This is a genomic window from Neisseria sp. P0009.S007 (assembly GCF_051962515.1).
The window spans coordinates 2,346-11,826 of sequence record NZ_JBQCVF010000063.1; the positions used below are offsets into that span (position 1 = coordinate 2,346).

The window sequence follows — 9,481 nt, forward strand, 5'->3', positions numbered from 1 at the left end:
CCATATTGAAAGGCGTATTGTTCAGTCTTTAGTTATTATCTTACAAATCAGAATAAGAAAGGCAATCATCATGAGCAGACCAGTCCCAGCCGTATTCGGCAGCGTTTTCCACGCTGAAATGCCCGTTATCGCTTATCGTGAAGGTAAATGGCAACCGGTAGAATGGCAATCTTCCAAAGACCTGACACTCGCCCCCGGCGCACATGCTTTGCATTATGGCAGCGAATGTTTTGAAGGTTTGAAGGCATTCCGTCAGGCAAACGGCAAAATCGTGATGTTCCGCCCGACTGCTAACATCGCGCGTATGCAGCAAAGCGCAGATATTCTGCACCTACCGTGTCCTGAGACAGAGGCTTATTTGAATGCTTTGATCGAATTGGTCAAACGTTCCGCCGAGGAAATCCCTGATGCGCCTGCCGCTTTGTACCTGCGTCCGACTTTGATCGGTACCGACCCTGTGATCGGCAAAGCCGGTTCTCCTTCCGAAACAGCCTTGCTGTACATTCTGGCTTCTCCTGTCGGTGACTATTTCAAAGCCGGTTCGCCCGTTAAAATCTTGGTGGAAACCGAACATATCCGTTGCGCCCCACATATGGGTCGTGTGAAATGCGGCGGCAACTACGCTTCCGCCATGCCTTGGGTATTGAAAGCCAAAGCAGAGCATGGTGCAAACCAAGTATTGTTCTGCCCGAATGGCGACGTTCAGGAAACCGGCGCGTCCAACTTTATCCTGATTAACGGCGATGAAATCATTACCAAACCGTTGACAGATGAATTCCTGCACGGCGTTACCCGTGATTCCGTGCTGACTGTTGCCAAAGATTTGGGTTACACTGTTACCGAGCGCAACTTTACTGTCGACGAGCTGAAAACTGCGATTGAGAATGGTGCGGAAGCGATTCTGACTGGTACGGCTGCGGTTATTTCTCCAGTAACTTCTTTCGTGATTGATGGCAAAGAAATTGAAGTGAAGAGCCAAGAGCGCGGTTACGCAATCCGTAAGGCGATTACCGACATTCAATACGGTTTGACAGAAGACAAACACGGCTGGTTGGTCGAAGTTTGTTAAGTAGAACGTTAATATAAAAGGCCGTCTGAAATATTTTTTCAGACGGCTTTTTTTATTGGCATTTAGAAGGAAAAAGCGATAATAAAATGCTAAATTTTTTAAACAAACGGTAGTATTTTTAGATAATCGGTATATAATGCGCAGTCATGTTGTAAAAATACATATTGGAAATATCGAATTTTATTGATTTTTAGAAGAAGTTAAAAACAGTTATAGATATTTATTCTGTATATTTTGTAAATTTAGTTAAATAGGGAATGCTAAAAACATATCGTGTTAGAATTTCCCTCCTTTTTGGCTTCGCGGGATTCACTCTGTCAAGTCAAAAAGGAAACCAGTGCAAGATAAAACCATTTTTATTTTGCTATAAAAATCAAAAATAACTTAACTCTGGATGAACTAATCAATTAAAAAGGGACTCTGATACATTTCCGTCAAAAATAACCGGATACATGGTACGCGGACAGATCGCCTATATAAAGTCATCCAAGGGTTCTGTCTGACACCATGACCGTTTCCAATCAGAAAACCGGCAGAAGGGGAAACGCTGCCGAGTTTCTCAAAGCGGCCAACTTCAGTTTGGCCTTTATACAGGCAATTGTTGTTACGACAGAATCCGTCTTACCTCTTTAATCAATCGGCTTTTTTGTTGCACGCTTGTGCGGTGGGAAAGGCGATATTCGATACAAGGAAATACGCTGATTATGTCACATAAACTTGCTCCTCTTGGCCGTACCCACATTCGTCACGGCTCATCCACACCTGAAGCAAATTCCAAATCATCTTCTCCTCTAAAAGAATGGATACACACCCACAATTGGGGGGATATGCCGTCGGTTTCTCCTGAGCTTAAGCAATTAAGCGGTAAAAATACGGTAACGAGAGAAGTAGTGCATGTGGCGGAGGCAGCAAGATTTGACAGTTCATCATCATCTTCAGACGGCCTTGTGACAAAAATGCATGTTGCACGGGCCAGTGTTGCTTCTGTAAGCAGCGTTTCCAGTAAACATATCATTGCGCCTAAAGTAACAAATAAACCTGCCGCTACCGATAAAGCAACGGCAGCTAAACCAGTCAATAAATCGATGGAAAAAATTCTGGCTGAAAAGCAAAAAATTTACGAAGAGGCTAAAGCAAAAAAAATAGCCGAGGCTGCCGCTGCCAAAGCAAAGGCGGTCGAACGCGCAAAAGAAGCGCATAAAGCGGCAGTCGAAAAAGCGATTGCAGAGCGTAAAGCCAAACAAGAAGCCGCCCGCAAAGAGAAAGAGGCGGAAGACAGAATTGCCGAAGAAAAAGAAACCGTTGAGATTGTTCATAAAAAGAATCTGAAGGATTCAGACGGCCATGACAAAATAGCGGGCGTTTCTTCCGGTAAAAAAGCAATCAATAGCCACGACGGCCACCTCAGTTCGGGTAAAGCAAACAAAATTGACGACCATGCTGAAAGCAGGGTAGGCCTATCCGGAAAATACCGCGTGTATGAATCTAAAGAGTACGGTAATTACGTTCGTGTGAATGATTTTGGTGCCGATGCGCAGGGTAAAAAAGACAGTCTTCAGGCATTTAAAGCAGCTTTAGAAGCGGCTCATAAAGAAAAAGCCATGGTCTTCTTGGATGGTACTTACTATATTTCCAACCAGATTGTGATGGATAAAACCGTTTCCGGCGCACGCGGTTTGTTTGGTTCGGGTATGGGCAAAACCAAAGTAACGTTTGATAAAGCACAGACGGGCGTGTTCAATCCGGACACCAACCATGACGATATCCGCGAATTTGCCGGTATTTTGGTTGATGGGCAAAACAATAAAACCATTGCCGACTTGTCGGTTCAATATACCAACCCTGATTTTTACCGCAAAGGCTTAAGCTATTTTGGCAAGGTAAACGGCATTTTAGTGAACGATGCGGACAATACTTTAATCAGCAAAGTAGAGGTTTCCGGTGCCAATCGTGCTGGTGTGATGTTTACGTCAACCGCTTCTTTGGAAACGGAAAAAGGTCAAAAACTGACCTTTAAAGCGCGCGTACAAAGCGGCGAAATTGATGAAAAATACGAAGCGCTGCCTTTGGGTGAAAACAACCGTATTGTTGATTCGTATCTGCACCACAACCGCGTTGCCGGTGCGCTGATCGGTTTCCAACAAAACTTTATCGGCGAGGGCAACCGTTTGGATTGGAACGGCCACGAAGCGGACGGCGGTACCGGCTATGGTATGGCTGTGGCTGCGGGTAGTTACAATTACGGCATCACATACCGTAAAAACACGACTGACCACAACTACCGCAAAGGCTTGGATGTGCATGATGGTACAGGCATTGTCATTGAAGACAATGTGTTAACGGGTGACCGGCTGTATGGTATTGTTGCCTACAACCGCCAGTTTTCTATGGATAAAGTCAAAATTACGGGCAATACCATTATCCAAGACCCGAGCTTCCGTTTGAATGTTGATGATGACTTGGGTAAGTACTACCACATGTATTCAGGGATTCAGGTACAAACCAATACCCAATACAAAGATTTGCACTCGGCTGATAAAGGTTATTTCGATATTAGCGATAATGTCATTAAAAATCTGACGGTTTATCAAAACAATATTCAGACCTACGCGATTGAGTTCCGTAACCATGAAAGCAAAATGGATTACACGCTCAATATGGCAAACAACAAGATCAGCGGCGAATCTACCAAATATCTGATTGCCGTCATCAACGATACCTACGACCGCGTTTTATCTAAAAACGGCATTGGTAGCGGTACCATTACCATCAGCGGCAATGATGCCGATATTGGTAAGATTATGAAAGGCGCAGTACCGGTTTATGTGGAAGAACACCATGGCAATGCCGCTATGCATGGTGCGGTGACAATTCACAACAACAAAATTTCCGTGCGCGAAGAATCTGAAGGCTATGTTGAATTTGCCTATTTAAAGAGCAATGCCAAAGAGTACAACATCACCAATAACACATTGAAACTTGGTGGTGCCCTGAATGATGCTTTGGTAGACGTACACAGTACCAACCCTAAAGGCAAAGCATCTTTAAATGTAGCCAACAACAAAATCATGACGGACATTAAAGGCAAACTGTATGATTCATGGCTGCGCTTTGAAAACGACATCAAGACGTATTCTGAAGGCAATAGCCATAACGGCGCAGCACTGAAAAAGGTGAATACGACCGGCAGTAAAGTGGCATTGAGCGATATCTTGTCAGAAGCCAACCATATTGTTGAAACGACTAAAGAGACTGTGTATCACCATACTCAGAACGTGTATACATCAGGAGTGGAAGAACATCATACAACGACAGGGATTTTGTAAGTTGTTGAAGTCGTAATCTTTATGTTTTAAATATTGATAAATAAAAAAAGGCCGTCTGAAAATTTTCAGACGGCCTTTTCATCTAACTCACATTATTTAGCCAGTTCGGCACGCAGTTTGTGGGTTACGTTCATCATCACTTGGAGTTGTTCCAGAGTTTCTTTCCAGCCACGGGTTTTCAGGCCGCAGTCCGGGTTAACCCACAGACGTTCAACCGGTACAACCTCGATGGCTTTGCGCAACAGATGCTCAACTTCAGCTTCAGTCGGTACGCGTGGGCTGTGGATGTCGTAAACACCTGGGCCAATGTCGTTCGGGTATTTGAATTCGCCGAACGCGGTCAAGAGCTCCATATCGGAACGTGAAGTTTCAATGGTGATGACGTCAGCGTCCATAGCAGCGATGGCAGGCAGGATGTCGTTGAACTCAGAATAGCACATATGAGTGTGGATTTGGGTGCTGTCTTCGCAACCGGTAGAGGACAGGCGGAAAGATTCGCCGGCCCAGTTCAGGTAGGCATCCCAATCGGCACGTTTCAAAGGCAGACCTTCGCGGATGGCAGGTTCGTCAATTTGGATGACTTTGATGCCGGCTTTTTCCAGATCCAATACTTCGTCGTTCAGAGCCAGTGCGATTTGTTTGCACACGGTAGAGCGAGGAATATCATTGCGGACAAAAGACCATTGCAGAATGGTTACAGGGCCGGTCAACATACCTTTCATCGGGCGTTTGGTCAGGCTTTGAGCGTAAGTAGACCAAGCCACAGTCATGGCTTCAGGACGACTTACGTCACCAAAGATGATAGGTGGTTTAACGCAACGTGAGCCGTAGCTTTGTACCCAGCCGTATTGGGTGAATGCAAAACCGCTCAACAATTCGCCGAAGTATTCAACCATGTCGTTACGCTCGGCTTCGCCGTGTACCAGTACGTCCAAGTCCAGTTTTTCTTGCTCTTCAACCACCAAGGCGATTTCTTTTTTCATCGCGGCTTCGTAATCTGCGGCAGACAGTTCGCCTTTTTTGAAGGCTGCACGTGCTTGGCGGATTTCGGTAGTTTGTGGGAAAGAACCGATGTTGGTAGTCGGCAGTAAAGGCAGGTTCAACCATGCTTGTTGCGCTTTGATACGGTCGGCAAATGGAGATTTGCGTTGGTCTGCGTTGGCAGGCAAATCGGCCAGGCGTTTGGCAACGTCTGCACGGTGGATTTCGCTGCTGTTGGCACGGGAGTCGGCGGCAGCTTGGCTAGCGGCCAGTTCTTCGGCAACAGAATCACGACCTTCGTTCAATGCGGCTTTCAGAACGCGCAATTCTTGGGTTTTTTGCAGGGTGAATGCCAACCAAGAGTACAGGTCAGGTTTGTTGGCTTTCAGTTTTTCTTCAACTGACAAGTCAAATGGAGTGTGCAGCAGAGAGCAAGAGCTGGAGATCCACAAACGGTCGCCCAGTTTGGCTTGCAGAGGCTCGACAGTTTCCAAAACTTTGTTCAGGTTGGCGCGCCAAATGTTGCGGCCGTCGATAACGCCGGCAGACAGAACTTTGTCGTAGTCGGCAAATGCGTCTAGCTGTTCAGGAGCGCGTACCAAGTCGATGTGCAGGCCGTCAACAGGCAGGGATTTCAGCAAAGTAGCGTGTTCGGCAACAGAACCGAAGTAAGTGCTCAACAGGATTTTGGCGCTTACTTTGCTCAAAGTAGCGTAAACGTCTTTGTATGCTTCTACCCATTCTTTAGGCAGGTCAACAGTCAAAGCAGGCTCGTCGATTTGAATCCACTCGGCACCGGCTTCAACCAAAGCAGTCAGGATTTCAACGTAAACAGGCAACAGTTTAGGCAACAGGCTCAGACGGTCGAATTCAACAGCGCCTTTTTCTTTACCAACCCACAGGAAAGTCAACGGACCAACAACGGTCGGTTTGGCTTTCAGACCCAAAGCTTGGGCTTCTTGCAGTTGTTGAACGTAGTGTTTGGCGTTGGCTTTGAATTCGGTATCGGCGTGGAATTCAGGCACCAAGTAGTGGTAGTTGGTGTCGAACCATTTGGTCATTTCGATAGCGAATTGGTCTTTGTTACCGCGGGCCAGTTGGAAGAATTGTTCCAAAGACAGGTTTTGGTTGTCGAAGCCGAAACGGGCAGGGATGGCACCGGTAGCAACTTGCAGGTCGAGGATGTGGTCGTAGAAAGTGAAATCGCCTACAGCAACGTAATCAGCGTTGGCAGCAGCTTGGTGTTTCCAGTTTTTCTCGCGCAAGTCTTTAGCAACAGCCAGCAATTCTTGCTCGCTGATTTCTTTGCGCCAGTATTTTTCTTGTGCGAATTTCAATTCGCGGAAGGCACCGACGCGCGGGAAGCCTGAAAAATGCAATGTTGTCATGTTAACTCTCCTAGTTGGAATTTTGAATCAGGCCAGTATGGCCTGAATGTTCGATATTGTAAATCAGAATGGGGAGGCCGTCTGTTTTATTAACGGGGGCGTACACCCAAAATATGGCAGATGGCGTAAGTCAGTTCGCTGCGGTTGAGGGTGTAGAAGTGGAAGTCTTTGACACCTTCGCGCGAGAGGACTTTGACCATGTCGATGGCGATGCTGGCGGCAACAAGGTTGCGCGTGCCTTGGTCGTCATCCAAACCTTCGTACATTTTAGACAGCCAGCTTGGGATTTTGACATTGGTCACTTGGGCCATTTTGGTCAATTGTTTGAAATTGGTTACGGGCAGGATGCCGGGAACAATTTCAACGTCAATGCCCATCATCACGCAACGGTCGCGGAAGCGCAGATAGCTTTCCACGTCAAAGAAAAATTGGGTAATAACGTGGTTTGCACCCGCATCAATTTTGCGTTTCAGATTGATTAAGTCGGCTTGTGCGGATTTGGCTTCCGGGTGCACTTCTGGATAGGCTGCTACGGAAATATCAAAGTCGGCAACGGAGCGCAACAGTTTGACCAAATCTTCGGCATAGAAAGGTTTTTTCTCGTAGCCGGGCGGCTCGTCGCCACGCAGGGCGACAATGCGGCGGATACCGCTATCCCAATAATCTTTGGCGATTTGGCGCAACTCGTCAGGGCTGGCGTCGATACCTGTCAGGTGGGGGGCAGCGTCAAGGCCGGTTTCTTGTTTGATGCGTTTGACGATGCTGTGTGTGCGGTCGCGTTCGCCGGAGTTTGCACCGTAGGTTACGGAAACGAATTTCGGATGCAGGGTTTGCAGGCGATGGATGGAATCCCACAGCATGGTTTCCATTTGTTCGTTTTTCGGCGGGAAAAATTCGAATGAAACATTGATGTCGCCTTTTAAATCAGAAAGGCTGTTGTTTAAAGCGGCGATTTCTCGAGCGTGATTCATGGCTATGCACCTTCTGCATATCTTTTATTTGTTGTCAGGTTGCATAATAAATTTGAGGTTGGTATGAGTCAATTTCGAAATTTTCCGAAATTGTATGAATAAATTTAATAAAGGCCTCAGGCCGTCTGAAAAACTGTCTGAGGTCTTGTTTGATAGGGAAGTGGGGAAAGATTATTCTGCTTCATCTATCCACGCTTGTTGCACGGCTTCGAGAATACGCTCGCCGCAACGCGTCGGGTCATCGTCAAATTCAGGCAAAGCCATAATTAAATCACGCAGTTGGGTAAAGCGTACGGTTTTCGGATCGATGCTGTCGCCGTGTAAGTCGTAGAGTTCTTCGGCGATGCGTTGGGTATCTGTCCATTTCATGATGTGTTCCTTTATTGGGTTTGGGCTATTAGTAATTATTTTAATCAAGAAGAAGTTGGACTGCCAGATTGTTTTACGGAAGATTGGCAGATAAATGATGGCGCTATTTTTTAACAAAATAGCATAGTTGCGTTAAAATACGGCAAGACACTTAAAATTCACGGCAATCTGCCGTTTTATACTTTCTATTCCGCTTTGTATGATTTGGTTTTCATACAAAATTTACACTTTGTTATGCAACCAAATTTTTTGGAACGGCTCTTAAGACAATCCATCGCTTAAAAATAAAAGGAAAAAAGATGAATAACGCACTCAACGCCAAGCTGTCCAAGCTGATTTACGCGCTCGCTTCCGATGATCCGGAGTATCTGTCCCAAGCAGGTGCATTCGACCGTTTGCTGTTGTTGGTTCGTGAACTTTATCGGATGCTGGACGAAACAGAAGGTTTGAAGCAGCTGGTGTTCCGTCTGTATTACGGCAAGCATTATGGTTTGATTAAACTGGATGCCGCTTCACCCAATGACGATGCAGGCGCATTGAGGTTGAAACGTTGGATGGTTTATTCGCGTATCGCAGAGCGTATCGAAAATTGCGGCAAGCATTTGTCGGTCGTGCTTGAAGATGCGGTGTTGGAAAATGGCGCGGACAAATCTCATTATATAGATGAAGCCAATGCCATTATCGAGCGTTTCGGTTTGGTAAGAGATGAGGCTGCACTTTCGGCCATTGAGGCGGAGGAAGCGTTGAAGGCTGAGGCTGAACTGCCGACAGTAAACAAATCTCAGAATGCTGCTCCCCGTTATAACGGCAATATGCATCAAATCAGAATGCAAGAAAAAATTGAAAATTATTCAGCTACGCAGAAGGTGGCCTCCATGCAGATTTCGCGTATGCGTTTTATTTTTCCTCATATCAAATAGTTTGCTGCATAACCAAAAGGCCGTCTGAAAACCATGAATTTATGGTTTCAGACGGCCTTTTCATTAAACCTCGTTTTAATGGTCTTCGCGAGCGTGGTTGATTGTATATTTAGGAATTTCTACGACCAAATCTTCATCGGCAACGACTGCCTGACAGCTCAAGCGTGAATCGGCTTCCAAACCCCATGCTTGGTCGAGCAGGTCTTCTTCCAATTCGGTCGGCTCTTCCAGGCTGTCAAAACCTTTGCGGATAATCACGTGGCAGGTTGTGCAGGCGCAGGATTTTTCGCAGGCATGATCGACTTCGATATCGTGGTCGAGCAGTACGTCAAGGACGGTTTGGCCTTCCGGTGCGTTTTCGATAACCGCGCCTTCGGGGCATAATGTCGCGTGTGGGAGTACGGTAATTTTTGGCATTTTTATTGTCTCGGTTGTTTAAGAGTGGTTGTGGTTAAAG

The 9,481-nt window shown here is 46.3% G+C and carries 7 protein-coding genes; 3 read left to right on the plus strand and 4 right to left on the minus strand.

The features are described from left to right. Nucleotides 1-70 precede the first annotated feature (70 nt). Nucleotides 71-1,069: a branched-chain-amino-acid transaminase gene (gene ilvE, locus ACTHS3_RS07310; RefSeq protein WP_049344435.1), complete on the plus strand. Its 999-nt coding sequence runs from the start codon at nucleotides 71-73 to the stop codon at nucleotides 1,067-1,069. Between the two features lie 1,085 nt (nucleotides 1,070-2,154). Beyond that, on the plus strand, nucleotides 2,155-4,395 hold the full coding sequence (locus ACTHS3_RS07315; RefSeq protein WP_070625982.1) for a right-handed parallel beta-helix repeat-containing protein: 2,241 nt from the start codon (nucleotides 2,155-2,157) through the stop codon (nucleotides 4,393-4,395). Nucleotides 4,396-4,487: 92 nt separating this feature from the next. Here the strand turns inward: ACTHS3_RS07315 and metE are convergent, their stop codons facing one another. From metE to iscX, 3 genes are all read right to left on the minus strand, one after another. After that, nucleotides 4,488-6,764 (minus strand): 5-methyltetrahydropteroyltriglutamate--homocysteine S-methyltransferase, encoded by a 2,277-nt coding sequence (gene metE, locus ACTHS3_RS07320; protein WP_004521067.1) that lies wholly within the window; start codon nucleotides 6,762-6,764, stop codon nucleotides 4,488-4,490. 89 nt (nucleotides 6,765-6,853) lie between these two features. Continuing rightward, on the minus strand, nucleotides 6,854-7,735 hold the full coding sequence (gene metF, locus ACTHS3_RS07325) for a methylenetetrahydrofolate reductase (protein ID WP_049323818.1): 882 nt from the start codon (nucleotides 7,733-7,735) through the stop codon (nucleotides 6,854-6,856). Nucleotides 7,736-7,906: 171 nt separating this feature from the next. Continuing rightward, nucleotides 7,907-8,104, minus strand: a complete 198-nt coding sequence (gene iscX, locus ACTHS3_RS07330) for a Fe-S cluster assembly protein IscX (RefSeq protein WP_039861945.1) — start codon at nucleotides 8,102-8,104, stop codon at nucleotides 7,907-7,909. A 299-nt stretch (nucleotides 8,105-8,403) separates the two neighbouring features. On the opposite strand from iscX, the gene ACTHS3_RS07335 reads away from it, so the two are divergent. After that, on the plus strand, nucleotides 8,404-9,024 hold the full coding sequence (locus ACTHS3_RS07335) for a hypothetical protein (RefSeq protein ID WP_004519248.1): 621 nt from the start codon (nucleotides 8,404-8,406) through the stop codon (nucleotides 9,022-9,024). A gap of 75 nt (nucleotides 9,025-9,099) precedes the next feature. Here ACTHS3_RS07335 and fdx read toward each other — a convergent pair whose 3' ends face one another. Next, complete coding sequence (gene fdx, locus ACTHS3_RS07340) at nucleotides 9,100-9,441, minus strand: ISC system 2Fe-2S type ferredoxin (protein ID WP_004519249.1); 342 nt, start codon at nucleotides 9,439-9,441, stop codon at nucleotides 9,100-9,102. Between the last annotated feature and the right edge of the window lie 40 nt (nucleotides 9,442-9,481).